13 protein-coding genes are annotated in these 19,452 nt (G+C 68.8%); 9 read left to right on the top strand and 4 right to left on the bottom strand.

The window, feature by feature from the left end; genetic code table 11:
* Positions 1 to 47: 47 nt before the first annotated feature.
* The 4 genes from NBG84_RS09125 to NBG84_RS09140 all read right to left on the bottom strand — a co-directional run bounded on the left by NBG84_RS09125 (position 48) and on the right by NBG84_RS09140 (position 5,797).
* Complete coding sequence (locus NBG84_RS09125) at positions 48 to 1,214, bottom strand: acyltransferase family protein (protein WP_250918812.1); 1,167 nt, start codon at positions 1,212 to 1,214, stop codon at positions 48 to 50.
* 96 nt (positions 1,215 to 1,310) lie between these two features.
* Positions 1,311 to 1,913: an acyltransferase gene (locus NBG84_RS09130; RefSeq protein WP_250918813.1), complete on the bottom strand. Its 603-nt coding sequence runs from the start codon at positions 1,911 to 1,913 to the stop codon at positions 1,311 to 1,313.
* Positions 1,910 to 3,508, bottom strand: coding sequence for a glycosyltransferase family protein (locus NBG84_RS09135; RefSeq protein ID WP_250918814.1), 1,599 nt, complete (start codon positions 3,506 to 3,508; stop codon positions 1,910 to 1,912). Before NBG84_RS09135 ends, NBG84_RS09130 begins: the two co-directional genes overlap by 4 nt.
* Before the next feature lie 162 nt (positions 3,509 to 3,670).
* Positions 3,671 to 5,797, bottom strand: coding sequence for a hypothetical protein (locus NBG84_RS09140; RefSeq protein ID WP_250918815.1), 2,127 nt, complete (start codon positions 5,795 to 5,797; stop codon positions 3,671 to 3,673).
* A 298-nt stretch (positions 5,798 to 6,095) separates the two neighbouring features.
* Here NBG84_RS09140 and rplU point away from each other — a divergent pair, with 298 nt between their 5' ends.
* The 9 genes from rplU to NBG84_RS09185 all read left to right on the top strand — a co-directional run bounded on the left by rplU (position 6,096) and on the right by NBG84_RS09185 (position 19,390).
* Positions 6,096 to 6,416, top strand: a complete 321-nt coding sequence (gene rplU, locus NBG84_RS09145) for a 50S ribosomal protein L21 (RefSeq protein ID WP_250918816.1) — start codon at positions 6,096 to 6,098, stop codon at positions 6,414 to 6,416.
* Between the two features lie 14 nt (positions 6,417 to 6,430).
* Positions 6,431 to 6,685: a 50S ribosomal protein L27 gene (gene rpmA, locus NBG84_RS09150; protein ID WP_250918817.1), complete on the top strand. Its 255-nt coding sequence runs from the start codon at positions 6,431 to 6,433 to the stop codon at positions 6,683 to 6,685.
* A 117-nt stretch (positions 6,686 to 6,802) separates the two neighbouring features.
* Positions 6,803 to 8,242 (top strand): GTPase ObgE, encoded by a 1,440-nt coding sequence (gene obgE, locus NBG84_RS09155; RefSeq protein WP_250918818.1) that lies wholly within the window; start codon positions 6,803 to 6,805, stop codon positions 8,240 to 8,242.
* A gap of 393 nt (positions 8,243 to 8,635) precedes the next feature.
* Positions 8,636 to 10,690: a glycosyltransferase family 4 protein gene (locus NBG84_RS09160; protein ID WP_250918819.1), complete on the top strand. Its 2,055-nt coding sequence runs from the start codon at positions 8,636 to 8,638 to the stop codon at positions 10,688 to 10,690.
* Between the two features lie 226 nt (positions 10,691 to 10,916).
* On the top strand, positions 10,917 to 12,416 hold the full coding sequence (locus NBG84_RS09165) for a D-ribitol-5-phosphate cytidylyltransferase (protein ID WP_250918820.1): 1,500 nt from the start codon (positions 10,917 to 10,919) through the stop codon (positions 12,414 to 12,416).
* A 254-nt stretch (positions 12,417 to 12,670) separates the two neighbouring features.
* Positions 12,671 to 14,812: a hypothetical protein gene (locus NBG84_RS09170; RefSeq protein ID WP_250918821.1), complete on the top strand. Its 2,142-nt coding sequence runs from the start codon at positions 12,671 to 12,673 to the stop codon at positions 14,810 to 14,812.
* Between the two features lie 827 nt (positions 14,813 to 15,639).
* Positions 15,640 to 16,767, top strand: coding sequence for a glutamate 5-kinase (gene proB / locus NBG84_RS09175; RefSeq protein WP_250918822.1), 1,128 nt, complete (start codon positions 15,640 to 15,642; stop codon positions 16,765 to 16,767).
* Positions 16,768 to 16,901: 134 nt separating this feature from the next.
* A complete protein-coding gene (locus NBG84_RS09180) occupies positions 16,902 to 17,492 on the top strand; it encodes a hypothetical protein (protein WP_250918823.1) in 591 nt (196 codons plus the stop codon).
* A 605-nt stretch (positions 17,493 to 18,097) separates the two neighbouring features.
* Complete coding sequence (locus tag NBG84_RS09185) at positions 18,098 to 19,390, top strand: glutamate-5-semialdehyde dehydrogenase (protein ID WP_250918824.1); 1,293 nt, start codon at positions 18,098 to 18,100, stop codon at positions 19,388 to 19,390.
* The last annotated feature ends 62 nt before the right edge of the window (positions 19,391 to 19,452 follow it).

A 19,452-nucleotide genomic window follows, 5' to 3' on the forward strand; every position in this document is an offset into this window, starting at 1 on the left:
GCCCCGCACCGGATGGTGCGGGGCCCTCAGCCGTACTCCCGATCGGGTCAGAGGCGCTTCTTGAGCCAGGTGACCGATGGGCGCTCCACATAGCGGTGCACCAGCCAGGAGAGCGCCACCAGGATGCCTACCGTCACGCCCAGGGTGGGCCAGGCGCCCAGATGCCCGTACAGCTCACGGATCAGGGCCCAGCCCAGCTCTTCATGGAGCAGGTAGAGCGGATAGACCAGGGCGCCCGCGGTGGTCAGCCAGCGCCAGTTCACCCAGTCCAGTTTGCGCAGCGCGATCGCGAGCACCAGCAGGTAGAAGCCGGTGACCAGGGCGAGTACCACCCACGGGCTGCGGTCGAAGTCGCGGTTGTCGCGCAGATTGACCGCGTGCTCCATCAGATCGCTCTGCATGATCAGCCAGCTGCCGCCGAGTAGCAGCCACAGCTTGAGATCGGGGCCGAACCGGTAGATCAGATACATCGCGATGCCGGCCACGAAGAGCGCGGTGCTCATGGCCGGGGCGATGGTGCTCATGATCGGCAGGCCGGTCGACTTCTGCTGGGCGATGACCGAGAACAGCAGCCACGACCAGGCGAAGACGTAGACCCGCTGGTAGTTGATCTCCTTGATCAGAACGAGCAGGAAGACCAGGTAGAAGCAGAGCTCGATCCACAGGGTCCAGTACGCGCCCACCACATGGGTCGCGGACATGGGCACCTGGAACATCGTCAGATTGGTCAGGGAGTCACTGATCGTGGGCAGTTGGCGCTCGCTGTCGGGGAGCAGCCGCCACACCAGGACGCCCACCACGACCGAGAACCAGTAGGCCGGAAAGAGCCTGAGGAAGCGGGCCTTGACGAACTGCCCCGGGGTGCGGTTCCACGCGGACAGGCAGATCACAAAGCCGCTGATGATGAAGAAGAGCTGGACACCGTAGGAGCCGTACTTGGTGAAGGGGAACAGCTCCGGGAACAAGTACCGAGGGTTTTCACCCCAGTTGACATCGGTCGCCTTGTCGATGCCGGTGAAGTGGAAGAGCAGGACGGCCACGGCGGCGACGACCCTGAGCCCGTCCAGGGCGTAGAGGCGGGCGGGGGCCTTGGCCTGGGGGGACTTGCCGTCCGGTGGGGATTCGCCCGGCGCGCGCTGCTCCGCCTTGGCCGCCTCCCCGGAGGTGGTGACGCCTATCTGCTTGTTGGGTGTCTGGACGTCGCTCTGAGACATGTACACGTCGTTTCGAGGGCTGTGGGAGGGAGGGACCCACCCATACGGAACGCCCGTGCGGCCAGCACAGCACCGGCCGCACGGGAGGAGGCTTCGTTACGCTGAGCGCTCGGTCAGGCGAGCGTCCTTCTCGTCGTAGAGGGCGCCCGTCTTCGGGCACTCCCACACCCCGGGTTCGCCCTCGCGCTCCACCAGCCGGACACCGGAGTGGCCAACCCAACCGATCTGCCGCGCCGGGACCCCGACGACCAGCCCGAAGTCGGGTACGTCCTTGGTGACGACGGCTCCCGCGGCGACCATCGCCCAACGGCCGATCTCCAGCGGGGCCACACACACCGAACGGGCACCGATCGAGGCACCGTCGGCGATCTTCACGCCCACGGCCTCCCAGTCGCCGCCGCGCTTCTGCTTGCCGTCGGGGTCGACCGAGCGCGGGTTGTGATCATTGGTGAGGACCACCGCGGGGCCGATGAACACCCCGTCTCCCAGCTCCGCGGGCTCATAGACCAGTGCGTAGTTCTGGAGCTTGCAGTTGTCGCCCATGCGCACACCGGTGCCCACATAGGCGCCGCGGCCGATCACACAGCCCTCGCCCAGTCGGGCCTTCTCGCGGATCTGGGCGAGCTCCCAGACGCTGCTTCCGGCACCGATCTCCGCCGTCTCGTCGACCTGGGCGGTGGGTTGGACCCTGTGATTCACTCTGCTGCCTTTCGGATGGCGTCTTCGCCAGCCGAGCATACGTCCCGGTGGGGGCCGAGTAGCAGTCGGTCGAAATGGTCCTTCACCTGGGTCCAGTCCCAGGCGGCCAGTGCGTGTTCGGCTGCCTCATGGCCCGACTTCAGCCACATGTCCTCGGTCGCGGTGAGCCTCAGCACCCGCGCCGCCGCTTCCTGCGGGGTGGCCACGACCCAGTCGTCGGGGAAGAGCGCCCGAGCGCCGTGCGGTTTGTCGGCGAAGAACGGCCAGTCGCGTACGACGGGCACGGCGCCGCTGGCCGCACCCTCCACCAGACCCAGGTGCCAGCTCTCCCGCAGTGAACTGCTGAGGATCACCCCGATGTCCTCCAGCGCGCCGGACACATCCTCGGTCTGGCCCGTCTCGGAGATCGCACCGGCCGCCCCGAAGGCGGCCACCTCACGCTGGTACGCCCGCTGGTAGCGGGCGGCCGCGGGGCCCACGGCGGGATCCAGCGGGGCACCCACCAGTTTCAGCCGGTAGCGGTCGTCCTTCTCCCTCAGTAGCCGAAGCACCTCGACCGCCCACCGCGGGTCCTTGGCGACCTGGCCGACTCCCACCAGACCGAGGGTGAAGCGGGCTTCGGGCCGCTTGGCCCGGGAGAAGGGCGTCAACTCCACCGCGTTGTCGATCACATGCAGCCTGGGCGCGCCCTTCTCCTTCAGCCGGGGCACCGCCTCGACACAGAGGTCGCGGACATGCTCACTGACGAAGATCAGATCATCGACGCGAGAGAAGTCGACAATGTGCGGCCAGAGGCTGAAGGCCTCGTAGCTGTGCAACCGGACGACGATCCGCGTGGTCATCGGGTCGACCAGGGTGAAGAGGGCCGCCGCCATGGCGCACCAGTCGACGAAGACCACATCGGCCCAGTCGAGCCGGGGCCGCAGCGCCCGCTCGATCTCGGCCCCGTACCCGACCTGGCCGCCCATGGCCCGCTGTACGAGCCGGCCGGCCCCCTTGGCGAGCGGGGCGACCACCGGATCCGACGCGGTGTCCAGCGTCTGGAGCTCCACTCCCGCGTGGTGGGCGTAGTGGGCCAGGATCGGCCGGAGGAAGTTGTCGTTGCCGTGGTGGACCATGAGCAGCCGCAACGGGCGCTCCTCGGGCGGCGGGGCGGCCGGCCCCTTTCGCCCGCGGGGTTTGCGCAGGGCCTTCGCGGCCCTGCTCTTGCGCAGCGGGGCGGTGAACCGGGCCGGCTGTTCGGCCAGCGGCGAACTCGGGCCGTCCAGATGGACCACCCGGTGGTAGGCGAGTAGCAGTGCCCGGGTGGTGGCGGTCCCCGCCGCGGCCCAGCGGCCCTCGCTGTGCTCAAGGTCAGCGCAGGCGAGCTGGGCGGTGAACGCCTGGGGGAGGTGCCGGGGGAGATATCCCCTGGTCAGGCGCGCTTCGGCTCCCTCGGCGAGCAGTGCGGCCCGCACTCGTGGATCGTCGATCCGTTGGCAGACGGCTCCAAGGACGCGTTCCGCGATCAACGGACGTTCCGAGCGGTTTACGTGGGCCAGGGCCCAGCGGGCGACGCTTGTCAGCCGCTCTTGGGTGATTCCAGGTGTCAGCACCGCGCAGCTCCATGTTTGGGGCAGGAGTTACGGACGGACCGTACGGTCATTTCGACGGCAGCGGAACCCCTTCCGAAGATGCGTGCGAAGCGGTGGGAGCGATGTCCCCCTATATGGGTAACTGCCTGGTGAAAGGCGTGAGTTGCGAGGAAGGGGTTTCGCTCAAGGGCGCCTACGTCGAATGCTGTCGCGAATGCCCTTCAGTACCCCGCGCCGCAGCACGAGCTGAGCCCCGGGCGCGTCCTTCAGGATCTCGTCGCGCTCACCGAAACCGTCCGGGAGCGGGGGCAGGCCGAGTGCGGCGAGCAGTTGACGCTGTCGGCGGGCGGGGTCGTCACCACCGCGCAGCAGGGTGATGAGCGGACGCGGGCCGGCCGGGGGAAAGGCCGATGCGAGTGCCTGGGCCGTCGCGGCGGCCTGGGCGTGGTCGATGACCGGGGCGGCCGGGTCCCACTGGTGGGCCGTGACCACCGACCCCTTGCGCAGCAGGGCGAACCCGTGGTGGCCCGCGGTGTGGTGCAGCACCAGAGCGGGCCACGGCTCCCCGGCGGTGAAGCCGCTCGCGGCCGCCATCAGCAGTTCCTCGCCGGTGGCGACGGCTGAGCGTCGGTTGGGGAAGAGGTCGGGTGTGAGTTCCACATAGCTCATCTGTGGGCTCTTGTGCCCCGGTGGCGGCATGGCTACTCCGCCCGGTTTCCAGGGCGCGGCGCCGGCACCGGGGATGCCAGGACCGGTTCCCCACAGCACGGAGCCGGGGCCATGGGGCTCCCGGTCCAGCCAGAACGCGGCCGGCCCCGGCCCCGAGCCGGTGGGACCGCTCGCGGCGGACTCCCCGATCACCCGATCGGAGGCGTCGGGACTCGTGCCGGGGCGCTCCGCCGCCGCGGCCGGTTCGGCCTCGGGCGCCGGGGGATCGGTCGGCGGGGTGGGCTCGGTTCGCGGGCCACCGGGGACCGCGGGCGGACCCTCGCTCCGGTGCTCACCGTCGCCTGGCTGCCGAGGAGCGGGCTGAGGGCCGGCTCCACCGCGGTCCAGTACCCCGCCCCCCGCCGCTGGGGCTCCCGGCTCCCCGGGCACCTCGTACGCCGCCCCCCAGGGGGCCGGAGCGATCCGCAGCGAGACCCCGCACATCAGAGCGGCCTCGGCGACCTCGTCCGGGGCCGCCGCCGCGATCACCAGTGAGCGCTGTACACCGTCTGACGGTGGTGCGAGGGGCATCGGCTCGGGAGGCGCGGGCGGCTGGGGCGGTCTACCGAAGAACGGGGTGCTCGATGCCACCTGCATCCGTACGCCCAGCCGGAACTCCAGAAACTCCTTACGGCTCTCGCCCACATACGCCCAGGGCAGTCTCCGAGCGTGCACGCCTATCGCCCGGAACATCTCCAGCGCGTCCTGCCACCGCTGGTCGAAGATCAACATCAGGGCCAGATGGTTGCGGAACTCCGCCGCCTCCGGATCGCCCGGCTCGTACCAGGACGAGAGCTCCAGCGCGCGGGCCACCGCGGATGCCAGCCGGCCCCGGGTGATGGGCCCGCGCTCCGGAGGGTCGGGGGAGACCACCTCGTACTCGATGGCGGCCAGCAGCGGCAGCGCCTTCAGCAGGGAACCGGGCAGCGCTCCGTTCGCGGCCCTTTCGGCGAAGTCGAACATCTCGGTGTGGGAGCCGTACCACTTCTCGCACAGGTACTGGAGCGCTGACGCATGGCACCCAAAGTGATGGGGGGAGCGGGCGACCGCCTCGGCCCAGTAGGAGTCGAACACCTCGCGCGGCGACTGGATGCCCCGGGCGTGGTTGAGCGCGATCTCCCACGGCACGGGGTCGGTCGGATTGAGCTCGGTGGCGGCGGACAGTACGGGAACGGCGTCTTCCAGCAGCGAGAAGAAGACCCGGAACTGCTCGTCGGAGATCTCCCCGGCCTCGTCGGCCTCGTCTCCGGTTCGCACCGCCCACGCCCGCTGGACCCGTAGGCCAGCCGTCAGCAAGGTGGCGTCGGGGTCATCGGGTCGGCTGTCGAGCCATTTCTCCAACCAGCCGGGATGGCGCAGGGCGCTCCCGGCGAGCGCCGCCACACAGCTGCTGCGCCGCTCCCACTGGGCCCCGACCCGGGTCTCGGCAAGCAGCTCCCGCGCGGGCCCGGAATCCCCGATGGCGGCCGCGTCCAGTGCGGCGCGCAGGGTGAGGTCGGTCACGGCATCGACCGTGACGGCCTCGTCGGGCGGCAGATCCGCGCCCACGGCCGAGCCATGGCGCAGCATCCTGGGCATGGACATCAGGGATCGCAGCGACACAGCTGCCCATTGAACAGGCAGTAGCCGCCGTTCACCAGGTATCGGGTAGGTGTGCGACCACATGGGCCCGGGTGGGCGCACCGGGCGGGACGACCCAGGGGCCGGTTTGACCGCCCGGACCCCGCCCCCGTAACCTTGCCCATCGGTGTGTTTCCATACGCATCCACCCCTGAGCATCTCCCTCCCGACCGGCTTCGGGCCGTTGGGAGAGGCCGCTTGTCCTTCCGGATCACTTCAGGCTCCGGCCTGTGCGAGCGGCTGGCGTCAGGGGTCCGATCCGAGCGAAAGAGAGATCCGCGTGTACGCCATCGTGCGCAGCGGTGGTCGCCAGCACAAGGTAGCTGTCGGCGACATCGTTGAGGTTGACAAGATTCCCACGGCCAAGGTTGGCGACGCGGTAGAGCTCTCTACCCTGCTCGTTGTCGACGGCGAGTCCGTGACGAGCGACCCGTGGGTGCTTGCGGGCATCAAGGTCACGGCCGAGATCGTGGACCACCACAAGGGCGCGAAGATCGACATCCTGCGCTACAAGAACAAGACCGGCTATCGCCGTCGCCAGGGTCACCGCCAGCAGTACACGGCGATCAAGGTCACCGGCATCCCGACGGCCGCGAAGTAAGGGACTGAGGAGCTATGGCACACAAGAAGGGCGCATCGTCCACCCGGAACGGGCGCGATTCCAATGCTCAGCGGCTCGGCGTGAAGCGCTTCGGCGGTCAGGTCGTTAACGCGGGCGAGATCCTGGTCCGCCAGCGCGGCACCCACTTCCACCCCGGCTCGGGCGTCGGTCGCGGTGGCGACGACACCCTCTTCGCGCTGCTGCCCGGCGCGGTCGAGTTCGGCCGTCACCGTGGCCGCAAGGTCGTCAACATCGTTCCGGTCGCCTGATCCAAGGCAGCCCAGAAGCGTTTTCCGCGGAGGCGGACCTCACTTCCCGCACGGGAAGCGGGTCCGCCTCCGCTGTGTTAGAGCTAAGACAATCCCGTACGTATCTGGAGGACAACCATGACCACCTTCGTGGACCGCGTCGAGCTGCACGTCGCCGCGGGTAGCGGAGGCCACGGCTGCGCCTCCGTTCACCGGGAGAAGTTCAAGCCGCTCGGCGGACCCGATGGCGGCAACGGCGGTCGAGGCGGTGATGTGATCCTGGTCGTTGACCAGTCGGTCACCACACTCCTCGATTACCACCACAGCCCGCACCGCAAGGCCACCAACGGTCAGCCGGGAGCCGGTGACAACCGCTCCGGCAAGGACGGCACCGACCTGGTGCTGCCGGTGCCGGACGGAACCGTCGTCCTGGACTCCCAGGGCAATGTGCTCGCCGACCTCGTCGGTCAGGGCACCACCTTCGTCGCTGGCCAGGGCGGCCGTGGCGGTCTCGGTAACGCGGCCCTGGCCTCGGCCCGCCGTAAGGCTCCGGGCTTCGCCCTGCTCGGTGTCCCGGGCGAGGCCCGCGATGTCGTCATGGAGCTGAAGACCGTCGCCGACGTGGCGCTCGTCGGCTACCCGAGCGCGGGGAAGTCCTCGCTGATCTCGGTGCTCAGCGCGGCCAAGCCGAAGATCGCGGACTATCCCTTCACCACCCTCGTACCCAACCTGGGTGTGGTGACCGCCGGTTCCACCGTCTACACCATCGCCGATGTGCCCGGTCTGATCCCGGGCGCAAGCCAGGGCAAGGGCCTGGGGCTGGAGTTCCTGCGCCATGTCGAGCGCTGCTCGGTGCTGGTGCACGTACTGGACACGGCGACCCTGGAGTCCGACCGGGACCCGACGTCCGACCTCGATGTCATCGAGGCCGAGCTGGCCCAGTACGGCGGTCTGGACGACCGTCCGCGGGTCGTCGTCCTCAACAAGGTGGACATCCCCGACGGCAAGGATCTCGCCGAGATGATCCGCCCCGACCTTGAGGCCCGCGGCTATCGCGTCTTCGAGGTGTCGGCCGTGGCCCGCACCGGGCTCAAGGAGCTGTCCTTCGCCCTCGCCGGCATCATCGCCGAAGCACGTGCGGCCAAGCCGGTGGAGGAGGCGACCCGGATCGTCATCCGCCCGAAGGCCGTGGACGACACCGGATTCTCGGTGGTGCGGGAAGAGGACGGGCTGTTCCGGGTGCGCGGCGAGAAGCCGGAGCGCTGGGTGCGCCAGACCGAGTTCAGCAACGACGAGGCCGTCGGCTATCTCGCTGACCGGCTGAACCGCCTCGGTATCGAGGCGGCGCTGCTGAAGGCGGGCGCCCGCTCGGGCGACGGCGTGGCCATCGGCCCCGAGGAGAACGCCGTGGTGTTCGACTGGGAGCCCACGGTGATGGCGGGAGCGGAAATGCTCGGCCGTCGTGGTGAGGACCACCGTCTGGAAGCACCGCGCCCCGCCACACAGCGCCGTCGCGACCGCGACGCGGAGCGGGACGACGTACAGCGGGAGTACAACGAGTTCGACCCCTTCAAGTAGTCCGACCCTTTTCGGCAGGGGCCAGCGAATCCAGCCGAGCCCGCCCGCGGAGTTCACTCCCCGCGGGCGGGCTGGTCTTTCCGGGCCCTGGCTTGTCTGGCTTGTTTCTTATGGCCCTGCCTTGATGACGTATCGCCGCTCACCGAGCCCGACAGCGCGGTCGGGACTCTCCCCACGCACATCCGGCGACGGATTGTTCGCGCCATTCGAACGTGGTGCTCACCCGTTCCGGGAACGGTCCGCCCCCTTTTCCGCGTGTCCGGTGGTGACAGGTGTCGGTCTGGCGTTCCGATGCCGTATTGGTGCACGGCGAGGTACAACCGATCGCCCCCCTTCCGGGTCTATTAGCCGGGGACGGAGACGAGTGGCCCCGGCAGAGAAAGCGGAGCACTGGTGAAGATTTCCCTACTTATCCACACCGTCTATGGCATTGGTGGGACCATCCGCACCACGCTCAATCTGGCGGAGGAATTGGCCGGTCGCCATGAGGTGGAGATCGTCTCGGTCTTCCGTCATCGGGACATCCCCTTGTTCGACATCGACCCCCGCATCGCCGTGGTCCCACTCGTGGACACGCGCCCGTCCTCCCCGGACAACGAGAAGGAACACCCGACCCATCAGAAGCCGGCCGAGTTCTTTCCGAGGCACGAAGCGCGGTACAAGGAGTACAGCCAGCTGACCGACGAGCGGGTCCGTGCTCACTACACCGCGTCCGACGCGGATGTGGTCATCGGCACCCGGCCCGGACTCGTCGCGTACGCCGCCCAGTTCGCGCCCGTCACCGCCGTGGTCATCGGTCAGGAACACATGACCTACAACCACCACAAGGAACCACTCCGCGAGGAGATGCGGACCTTCCTGGCGGAGACGGATGCCTTCGTCACCGTCTCCGAGGGCGATGCGGCGATCTGGCGCGAGAACATGCCGCTGCCGGACACCCGGGTGCTCTCCATCCCCAACAGCGTCCCCGAACCGGACGTCAGCCCCTCGGACCTGACCGGCAACATCATCGTCGCCGCCGGCCGGCTCTCCCGTGAGAAGCAGTACGAAGTCCTGCTCAAGGCGTTCGCCAAGGTGGTCGCCGTACGCCCGGACTGGACCCTGCGCATCTGCGGCTGGGGCCCGGAGCGGGAGAAACTGCGCCAGCGCGTCGAGAAGCTCCGCCTCTACAACAGCGTTCAGCTGATGGGCCCGCGCTCACCGATCGAGCCCGAGTGGGTCAAGGGCGCCATCGCCGTCTCCACCTCCCGCCACGAGTCCTTCGGCATGACCCTCGTCGAGGCGATGCGCTGCGGCCTACCGGTCGTCAGCACCGACTGCGACTACGGCCCGCGCGAGATCATCAAGGACGGCGAGGACGGACTGCTCGTCCCGGTCGGGGACGTGGGCGCGGTGGCCGAGGCACTGCTCCGGCTCATCGACGACGAGGAACTGCGCCGCCGGATGGGCACCAACGCCAGGGAGAACGCCCGCCGCTACGACCCGGCCGCCGTCGCCAAGCAGTACGCGGACCTCTTCGCCGAGTTGGGCGCCGGCTCAACCCAGCGCAGAGGCGGCGGCCCGACCCCGGTACGGGAACGCAGCACGTCCTTCGCCCCGGTCGCGGACTGTGTCGCGGAGCCCGACGGCTCGCTCACCGTACGCATCGTCAGCCCGGAGGCCGCCGCACTGAAACACCCGGGACTACGACTGGTCTGCACCCAGATCAGCGGCACCGAACCCGCCCGGGTCTACCCGATCGGCCCCGACGGCACGGCGACCATCCCCGCAGGCGAGGACTTCCCCGACGGCCACTGGATGTGCCACGCCGACCAGCAGGCCACCGGGCTCCGCGTCGGCATCCTCGCCCGCGCGGTCGACCAGCGAGGTTCCCTGCGGGTCGCCGACCGACTCACCGTCGACGCACAGGTACGCCATCTCGTTCCCTACCGGCGGGCCCCCAAGCAGCACCTGGTGCTGCGCTCCTGGCGCCGGCCCGTCCACGCGGAGGCGGGCGACATTCTGCTCTCCCAGCGCAGATTCACCCTGGCCGGACGCCTTGTGGGGGCGGCCGAACCATCTGGTGAACCGTCACTGCTGCTGCGGCGCAGTGAGGAACCACGAGACGAGTTGGTTTTCCCCGGCACTCGTGAGGGCACCCGAGGCTTCGAGGCCACCATCGGCTGCGAGACCGCCGCCGCACATCAGCGAAGCCCCAAGGACACCTGGGAGGTATGGCTGCGATACGCCCCCGGCCAGGAGCCGGTCCGGGTCGGACGCGTCCTTGACGACGTGGTCCTGAAGGGCGATGTCTTCGTCTATCCCGAGACCCTGCTGCACAAGCAGCGCCCGCTCCTGCTGGTCCGACGTGTGCTGCGCAAGCTCCGGCAGCGAGAGCAGCGACTGGTCAAGGTCAAGCTCGCGTACGACCGCGACAACGCGCTCGTACTTCATGTCAGCGACCGCTGACCCCTGCCTCAGAGAAGGGAACACATGCTCCACCAGCTGCACAAACCCGCAGATGGTGTGGCATCTGACACTCTCCGGGCAGAGGGCGACGGAGCCGACCTCGCTGGCCAGCGGATGAACGCCCGGTGTCCCCGGGGGGTCAGGCGGTGGGTAGCCACCTTGCATGACGCTCACGCAGAGTGCGACCATCGCAGCGTCCCCCACTCGTCTCAAGGTAGGTCGTTCTGTGTCTGTGCCGCACAAAGCCAAGCCCCGCACCACGGCAGTCGTCCTCGCCGGAGGCACCGGGCAGCGAGTGGGTCTCTCCATCCCCAAGCAGCTGCTGAAGGTCGCCGGCAAGGCTGTCATCGAGCACACACTGACCATCTTTGAGCAGGCTGAGTCCATCGACGATGTGATCGTTCTGATGGCACCCGGCTTCGTCGACGACGTGGAGAAGATCGTCGCCAAGGCAGGGCTGACCAAGGTCACCCGGATCATCGAGGGCGGCTCGACCCGCAACCAGACGACCGAGCGCGCCATCGCGGCGCTCGGCGAGGGGCTGGCCGAGGGAGAGGACCGCAATGTCCTCTTCCACGATGCCGTCCGTCCGCTTCTGTCACAGCGAGTGATCCAAGACTGTGTGGACGCGCTGGAGCGCCATGCCGCCGTCGACGTGGCCATCCCCTCCGCGGACACCATCATCGTGACCCGCACCCACGGCGACGACGGCGAGTTCATCACCGATGTGCCCGACCGCTCACGTCTGCGGCGTGGCCAGACACCTCAGGCATTCAAGCTGTCGACCATCCGCAAGGCGTACGAGATTGCCGCCGGCGACCCCAACTTCCAGGCCACCGACGACTGTTCGGTGGTGCTGAAGTACCTGCCGGACGTGCCGATCCATGTGGTCGCGGGCGACGAGTACAACATGAAGGTGACCCAGCCCGTCGACGTCTTCATCGCCGACAAGCTCTTCCAGCTGGCCTCCACGGCCGCTCCCCGACAGGCCGACGAGGCCGCGTACCGCGAGCTGCTCGCGGGCCGCACGCTCGTCGTCTTCGGCGGCTCGTACGGGATCGGCGCGGACATCGCCGTCCTGGCGGAGAAGTACGGCGCCAAGGTCTACGCCCTGGGCCGCTCCACCACCGGCACCCATGTGGAGAACCCCGAACACGTCGATGACGCCCTCTCCAAGGCCTACTCCGAGACCGGGCGCATCGACTACGTGATCAACACCGCGGGCGTCCTGCGTATCGGCAAGCTGGCCGAGACGGACAACACCACCATCCTGGAAGCGCTGAACGTCAATTACCTGGCGCCCGTCCAGATCGCCCGTGCCTCCTACAAATACCTGGCGGAGACCAAGGGGCAGCTGCTGCTCTACACCTCCTCCAGCTATACCCGCGGGCGCGCCGAGTACAGCCTTTACTCCTCCACGAAGGCGGCCATGGTGAATCTCACCCAGGCCCTCGCCGACGAGTGGGCGAACGACGGTGTCCGGGTCAACTGCGTCAACCCCGAGCGCACGGCTACCCCCATGCGCACCAAGGCCTTCGGTGTGGAACCCACGGGCTCTCTGCTGTCGTCCGAAGCGGTGGCAAGGACCTCGCTCGATGTACTGCTGTCCGAGCTGACCGGCCATGTCATCGACGTGCGCCAGCAGGACCCGACGCGGGACGCCAGCGAGGCGTCCGGCTTTGAGCAGGCCCTGGCCGCGGTCCTCGACCGCGAGGGGGACGTGTAATAATTCGCAGTTAATGCAGTGGCGCAGTGGGTGCGGTCGCGGTGATCAATCCCTTGCGATGATCACATCGGCCATCGCAATCCCGGCGCGCTGCGGGCCTCCGTAAACACCTCGACGCGATCTGCCGGGGATGTGGGGGATGGGGAGGCCCGCATTGGCGAAGTCCTGGAATATGAATTTCCACAATCCCGACTTCGCCATTGATGAAGCAATATGAATAAGGACTAACCGGCACCCTTTGGAGCAGGTTCTTCGTGATTTCGACCGCCATTCGTCTGGCACGTGTCGGCAGCCGGTCAGAGTTGGCCGCAGCGGCTCTGATCGGACTCGGCTACCCATGCGTCATGCTTGCCGCGCTACTCCCGAGCATCTGGCTCTTCGCCGCCGCGGCTGCCGCGACCTATCTGGCTGACTGGTATCTGCACCAGAAGAGCAGCTATCTGATCAACCGACTCAACAAGGTCCGCATAGGGCTTCCGATCCGCTTCCTGCTGCGCCAACTGCTCCTGGTCCTGCTTCTCGCCCGGGAGGGACTGGCCGAGAGCCCGCTCTTCTACACGGCCGTCGCCGGACTTCTGGTCTTCTACGGCCTTCAGGCACCCCACGGCGCCCTGACCACCCTCATCCGACTGCGCCGCACCCTGCCGATCGTCACCCGGAACGTGGATCTCTCGGGCCTGCGCATCCCGGACGCCCCACCGCACGCGCTGATGCACCGATCCGCGGAGAAGATGCTCCATCTGGACATCCCCGCCATGGCCGGTGTCCTGACCGCGGCGTTCCTCGGCAACGACATCGCCGGCTACGCGGGCGTCGCCGTCACCCTCGCACTGGGCTCGCTCTACACCGCGGCGCTCGTGCCCTACCTCCGTCGGAGGCGGGTCCCCGGCGCTGCGGCCGTCCTCAAGGCCATCAGCGCCTGGCTCCTGGAGTACCGGCCGACCACCGTGCTCTACTTCTCCGGCTCCACCGAGTCCGCGTACCAGATCAACATGTGGCTGGAGACGATGGAGCACGTCCACGGTCGCCCGCTGATCATCATGCGCGAACGTGAACTGGTGGCGAAGGTCAACACGACCGCGGTGCCGGTCATCTGCGTACCCGCGGCAACGCATCTGATGAACCTCGACCTCTCCACGGTCCGAGTGGCGCTCTACCCCGCGAACGTCGGCAAGAACATCCATCTGCTGCGCGTACCGACCATGCAGCACGTCTTCATCGGCCATGGCGACAGCGACAAGCTCGCCAGCGTCAACCCGTTCAGCAAGGTGTACGACGAGGTCTGGACGGCGGGACGCGCTGGCCGGGACCGTTATGCGCTGGCCGATGTCGGGGTGCGCGACGAGGACGTCGTCGAGGTCGGACGGCCGCAGCTCGCGCCCATCGTGCCCATCGGCATCGAGCTCACCAGAACGGGCTCGGGCACCCCGAAGAACCCCATCCCCACGATTCTGTACGCCCCCACCTGGGAGGGCTGGGACGACAACCCCGGCAACACCTCGCTGCTGCTGGCGGGCGAGAACATCGTCCGCGGGCTGCTCGCCGCCGAGAAGCCGGTACGCCTCATCTACAAGCCGCACCCTTTCACCGGCATCCGCAACAAGAAGGCCAAGGCCGTCCATGAGCGGATCATGGCCATGGTGCGTACTGCGGCGACCGCGCGTGCCACCGACGCCCGCTGGGCGACCGAGGCCGCGGCGGCGAAGTCCGGACAGGCAGCGGCCCGCGCCGAGCGCACACGTATCGAGGCCGAACTGGCCGCACTCGCCGTGACCGGGCGTCTGGGCGGTGACGAAGCCGAGGAATCGCGCGTCTGCCTGGCTGACCCGGTCCGGTTGGAGCGCATCAAACAGCTGCGGGCGGATTGGAACGGCGCCTACTGGCGTTCCATCGGCTGGTGGGAGCACCTGATCGTGACGGGTGCCGAGCCGAAGCTCTACGACTGCTTCAACGAGTCCGACGCGATGGTCTCCGACATCTCCAGCGTGGTCTCCGACTTCATGGCGAGCGGCAAGCCGTACGCGGTCACCGACTCCGCCGCCCTGGGCGTGGAGGAGTTCCAGCGCCAGAACACCGCGGCCCGTGCGGCGGTGGTGCTGTCCAACAGCGCGGTCGAGCTGACACAGCTGCTGGAAGCCGTGGAGTTCCCGGCGCGCGACGGGCTCGCCAGCTCGCGCAGGGACCTGAAGGAGTACATCCTCGGCCCCGACCACCCCACCTCCATGGAGCGGTTCAACGCGGCCGTACGCACGCTTCAGGCAGGCGCGGAGGCGCGCAACCTGGGTGTGCAGCAGCGACTGAGCGAACAGGCGCAGAAGGAGCTCAACCGGGAACCGGACGCCGGCCCGGTGGCCCCCGCGGCGGCCACCGAGCACGAGGCCCCGCTGGCCCGCTGACGCGGGAGCGCGGAGTACGGCAGATCGATCGAGGACAGCGGAGCGGGCCCCTACGGCAGTACTGCCGTAGGGGCCCGCTCACGTATCTGCTCATCCACGTCCCAGCGCACCTCCGGCGGTCCAGCCGGATTTCCGGGTGCCGCTTCGAGGACGGGCGTCTACGCCTCCAGCCTGGGGACCTCCAGCCTGGGGACCTCCAGCCTGGGGACCTTCAGGCTGCGGGGAGAGGAGACGTCAGCCAGGCGTGGGCGGGAGCCGGGAGCGGGCACGGCCCACGGGTCTGACAACGCCGCGGTGAGTGGGAGCCGGGTCGCGGGACTGGCTTGGATGGTGCCGGGGCGCTCTGGGACCGGCCCTGTGCCGGGCAGCGGGGCAGCTGGTTGGTCGGAGGCCAGGCGGGGGCGGGGAAGCACTGGCCGGGGCATAGACCGGGTGCTGGCTGGGACGGTCGCCGCCGGGCTCTTCGGGTCCTCCAGGGCCTCTGACGGGCCCTGGGGCCTGTGCTGAGTCATGGTGTGGGTCCCGCGCTGAGTCGCGGTGGCCGCGGCCCACCGCTGCGGGGTACCTGGACGGCGACCCCTTCGCTGAGAACGCCCTCACGAAAGCGCCGCCCGCCGCTTTCGCTCACCTGCTTTCGTTCATCCGCGGCCCCCGCCGAAGGCGTTCGGGGGTCTACGCGCGGCTTGCGTGCGGTCCACTCCCGGCGCGCCGGGCTGCCTGGAAAGCGCACCCAGGGCGCTGCCCTCCGCGCCGAGAGCTGTCCAGCATGTTGTCCAGCGGGTGAAATGCCGGGGCGCTCGACCTGCACCCTGGCATAGATTCGGCCTGTGACAGTGGCAAGACAGCAGGTAACGCAAGCCCGCAGAATCGTCGTCAAGGTCGGTTCATCGTCCCTGACCACCGCATCGGGTGGACTCGACGCCGACCGGGTGGACGCCCTCGTCGACGTACTCGCCAAGGTCCGCAGCGGCGGCGAAAAAGAGATAGTGCTGGTGTCCTCGGGGGCCATCGCCGCCGGACTCGCCCCACTCGGTCTCGCCCGCCGCCCCAGAGACCTCGCCCGCCAGCAGGCCGCCGCCAGCGTGGGCCAGGGGCTGCTGGTGGCCCGATACACCGCCTCCTTCGCACGGTACGGCGTACGGGTCGGCCAGGTCCTGCTCACCGGCGATGACACCAGCCGCCGGGCCCACTACCGCAACGCCTACCGCACCCTGGACCAGCTGCTCGCCATGGGCGCGGTGCCCGTCGTCAACGAGAACGACACCGTTGCCACGGACGAGATCCGCTTCGGTGACAACGATCGCCTCGCCGCCCTGGTCGCCCATCTCGTACGGGCGGATCTCCTGGTGCTGCTCTCCGATGTGGACGGCCTGTACGACGGCGATCCAGCCAAGCCCGGCAGCTCACGCATCGAGGAGGTGCGCGGGCCGGCCGACATCGGGCATGTGGAGATCGGCAGCAGCGGAAAGGCCGGTGTGGGCACCGGGGGGATGGTCACCAAGGTCGAGGCGGCCCGGATTGCGGCCGCCGCCGGCATCCCGGTGGTCCTGACCTCCGCGGTGCGCGCCGCGGACGCCCTCGCGGGTCGAGCCACCGGCACCTACTTCCATGAAACCGGGCGCCGTTCCGCCGACCGTCTGCTCTGGCTCGCCCATGCCTCCACCCCGCAGGGGGCGTTGGTCCTCGACGACGGCGCGGTCAACGCGGTCGTACAGGGCCGGAAGTCGCTGCTGCCCGCCGGAATCGCCTCCGTCGAGGGTGAGTTCAGCGCGGGTGACCCGGTCGAGCTACGGAACACCGCCGGGCGCGCGGTCGCCCGTGGACTGGTCAACTTCGACGCCAAGGAGATCCCGCAACTTCTCGGGCGTTCCACCAAAGACCTCGCCCAAGAGCTCGGACCGGCATATGAGAGAGAAGTCGTACACAGGGACGATCTGGTCGTCATGAACCCCTGAAACGGCTGAAAGTCCCGTCATCCGACAGACACCTTCATGAAAAACGCCCCATGTTCGGTCCAGGACTGGTCAACTTTGTTGCGAGGCAATTAGCGGGGGACGGCAAGACGACACATGTAAACAGGAGGCCGCCGGTGAGACGAGCGCGCCCAGGGGATGCACCCCGTGGGAATGGGGGCGTCCCGAACACCCGCCGGAGCGCGGGCGATCACACCCGCGGGGCGGCGGGTGAGGAACGGGCCCTGACGAGCGTCGAAGCCGGCGCGGACTTTGACGGCGACGGCTCGCCCGAGCGGGCCGAACGCACCATCGGGGCCGTGGCGGGGACTGAAGCCGGAGCAGCGGCGGAAACGGAGACCGCGAGGGGTGGGTACGGCGACGAACAGTCGAAGCTGTGGCACATCACGCTCAGCGTCTCCGGCGCTGAGGCACCGTTGAAGGAGGTCAGACGTGGTCTGGAGCAGCTCGCCCACGACCATCCCTTCCTCCTCACCAGCCGCTACGCCAGTGACCACGCAGAGATCCGGTACTGGGAGGAGGCGCGGGACCTCCATGACGCTGCCGCGGTGGCGCTGCGGCTGTGGGGTGAACACCGCTCGACTTCGAGACTGCCCCCGTGGACGATCGTGGGCCTTGAGGTGATCGACCGCCAGACCTATCACCAGCGAGTCGCCGAGGGCTATGGTCCGCCGCCCGCCTCGTCCATGGGAGCCCATCCCTTCTAGGCGGCGGTTCGGCCCGGTGGGCGCTTTGCGTGGGGCGACGCTTCGCTTGTTCTGAGTCGTCGCCGCGGTGGAGGCCTGGGCGGAGGGCACAAGGGGTGTTCTGGCCGGTTTTTTCACCCCTCCTGCTTCTCCTTCGGAGCCTCGCCACCACCTGGCATTCCTTGGCCCCCGGTCCCGCTGTGCTCAGCTTCCGCGGTGCCCTGGCCACACCCTGGCTAGGGCAGGGCTGAGCTCCGCTCCCCGCCTGCTCCGATCTTGTTCCTGGTCCTGTTCCTGTCCGGCTCCTGGTCCTGTTCCGGCTCCGGTTCCTGCCTCGGTTCCGTGCCTGCCTCGGTTCCGTGCCGGTCCCGGTTCTGCCCGTTGCCCCGACGTCTTTCCCTGGGGTTCCCGCCGTTCCCGCCGTTCTCGTCGTGTCCGTCCCTCCGATCCACGGCCTTGGCCTCGGCTGCTCGATCTGGCCCGGGACGTGGCCTTGGGACCCGGTCTACGCCACTCAGAACGGCCACGGCCCCTGAGCGATCATCGTCCGCGGGATGGTCCCACCGGGTGTCTCGCTCTGCGGGATGCCCGCCGGACGGCCGCTGCGGGCGCATTACCCTGCGGGTATGACGACGCCCTCGCCGCTTCCGCAGAACGACACCCTCAGCCCGGTCGCCCAAGCCGCCCACCGGGCCAGGGCCGCCGCAGCCGAAATCGCGCCACTCCCGCGTGCGGCGAAGGACGGCGCCCTGCTGGCGGTCGCAGATGCCCTGGAGGCGCGTACCGATGTCGTCGTCACCGCCAATGCCGAGGACATCGCCCGCGCCCGCGAGGCAGGCACCAGTGAGTCGATCATCGACCGTCTCACCCTCACCCCGGAGCGGGTGCGGGCCATCGCCGCGGATGTGCGCGATGTCGCGGCGCTGCCCGACCCGGTCGGTGAGGTCGTTCGCGGCTCGACCTTGCCCAATGGCATCGATCTACGCCAGGTCCGGGTCCCGCTCGGGGTCGTCGGCATCATTTACGAGGCGCGCCCCAATGTGACCGTCGACGCCGCCGCGCTCTGCCTGAAGTCGGGTAACGCGGTCCTGTTGCGCGGTTCGTCCTCCGCCTATTCCTCCAACGCCGCTCTCGTGGATGTCCTGCGCGACGCGGTCGAGGCCGCGGGCCTTCCCGCCGATGCCGTGCAACTCGTGCCCGGCGAGTCCCGTGACTCGGTGAAGGAGCTGATGCGGGCCCGCGGTCTGGTGGACGTCCTGATCCCGCGGGGCGGCGCGGGTCTGATCCGTACGGTCGTCGAGGAGTCCACCGTCCCCGTCATCGAGACCGGGACCGGCAACTGCCATGTGTATGTGGACGCCCAGACCGATCTCGACATGGCCGTCGACATCCTGATCAACTCCAAGGCCCAACGCCCCAGTGTCTGCAATGCCGCCGAGACCCTCCTGGTGCACCAGGACATCGCGGGGGCCTTCCTGCCGCGGGCGCTCGAAGCACTGGCGGAGGCCGGGGTGACCGTACACGCGGACGAGCGCGTGCTGGAACACGCCGCGACCACCAAGGCCACCGTGGTGGCGGCGACCGCCGAGGACTGGGAGACCGAGTACCTCTCGTATGACATCGCAGCCGCAGTCGTGGACTCCCTGGACGCGGCGGTCACCCATATCCGGCGCTGGTCTTCCGGCCACACCGAGGCGATCGTGACCACCTCGCAGGCGGCGGCCCGCCGCTTCACCCAGTTGGTGGACTCGACCACCGTCGCCGTGAATGCCTCCACTCGGTTCACGGACGGTGGCCAGTTCGGCTTCGGCGCCGAGATCGGTATCTCCACCCAGAAGCTTCATGCCCGGGGCCCCATGGGCCTGCCCGAGTTGACCTCGACCAAGTACATCGTCACGGGGGACGGTCACATTCGGTAGCCGAAGCCCGGCACGGCCCCCTGCGGTGCCGGGGCTGTGCCTTCGGCCACTTCAGGGCGGAG

Source organism: Streptomyces albipurpureus (genome assembly GCF_023701525.1).
In the GTDB taxonomy this organism is placed as follows: Bacteria; Actinomycetota; Actinomycetes; order Streptomycetales; family Streptomycetaceae; genus Streptomyces; species Streptomyces albipurpureus.